Origin of the sequence: Streptomyces sp. GC420 (assembly GCF_009916105.1) — a bacterium.
Lineage (GTDB): Bacteria > Actinomycetota > Actinomycetes > Streptomycetales > Streptomycetaceae > Streptomyces.
Window position 1 is genome coordinate 1 of record NZ_JAAAXQ010000772.1, and the last position, 1,070, is coordinate 1,070.

The window sequence follows — 1,070 nt, forward strand, 5'->3', positions numbered from 1 at the left end:
ACCCGCTGACGGCCCGTCCCCCACCCGCCGACGGCCGTGCCCGCCTCGCCGACCGGTGGCCTCCTCCGAGTAGTTGACGGCCCGTCAGAAATCGCCGTACCGTCACCGCATGCCTCTGTCGGCGTACGACCTCAGCGGCCGCACCGCATTTGTCACCGGCGCCGCGAGCGGCATCGGCCGGGCCTGCGCCCTGCTGCTCGCCGAGGCCGGCGCACGGATCCACTGCGCAGACCTCGACGCGGACGGACTGCGCGAGACCGCGGATCGGATCACCGGGGCGGGCGGGGAGGCCGTGACCCACACGCTCGACGTCACCGACCGTCCGGCCCTCACTCGGGCGGTGCGCGCCGGAGGCAGGCTCGACGTCATGGTGACCGCGGCCGGGATCATGCACAGCAGTCCGGTCCTGGAGACCCAGGACGTGGACCTCGACCGGATCCTCGCCGTCAACTTCAAGGGCACGCTGTACGCCGCCCAGGAGGCGGCCCGCGTCATGCTCGCCCAGGAGACGGGCGGCAGCATCGTCACGCTCGCCTCCGGGGCCATCGACACCGGTGCTCCCGGACTCCTCTGCTACGGCGCATCGAAGGCCGCCGTGGTCCAGCTCACCAGGACCCTGGCGACGGAGGTCGGCCCGCACCGCGTGCGCGTCAACGCCGTCGCCCCGGGGTGGGTCCGCACGCCGATGACGCTTCACCACGAGAGCGGCACCCGGGACGGGCGCGGCGGCGGACACAGCGGGCGCGGCGGCGAGCAGGCCGGCGTTCACAGGACGGAACAGCGGATGGCAGGCCTGTCGCCCCTCGGCCGGGTCGGGGAACCCGACGACATCGCCCATGCGGTGCTCCACCTCGCCTCGGACGCCTCCTCGTTCACCACGGGCCAGATTCTCCGGCCGAACGGCGGGGTGGCTATGCCGTGGTAGCGCGGTCGTCCCGAGCCGTCCCGGCCGAGGGTGAACCGGGATCCGCGGCCGGGATCCCGGTGCCGGCGACCCGGCCCGCGCCGCCGGGCGGACAGCGCGCGGCTGGATATCCGGGCGATCGCCGGGATGCTGGACGGCACCGCGC

The 1,070-nt window shown here is 74.5% G+C and carries 1 protein-coding gene; it reads left to right on the plus strand.

Annotated elements, in window-relative coordinates; all coding sequences use genetic code 11:
• Positions 1–109: 109 nt before the first annotated feature.
• Positions 110–925, plus strand: coding sequence for an SDR family NAD(P)-dependent oxidoreductase (locus tag GUY61_RS38520; RefSeq protein WP_166634923.1), 816 nt, complete (start codon positions 110–112; stop codon positions 923–925).
• Positions 926–1,070: the final 145 nt, after the last annotated feature.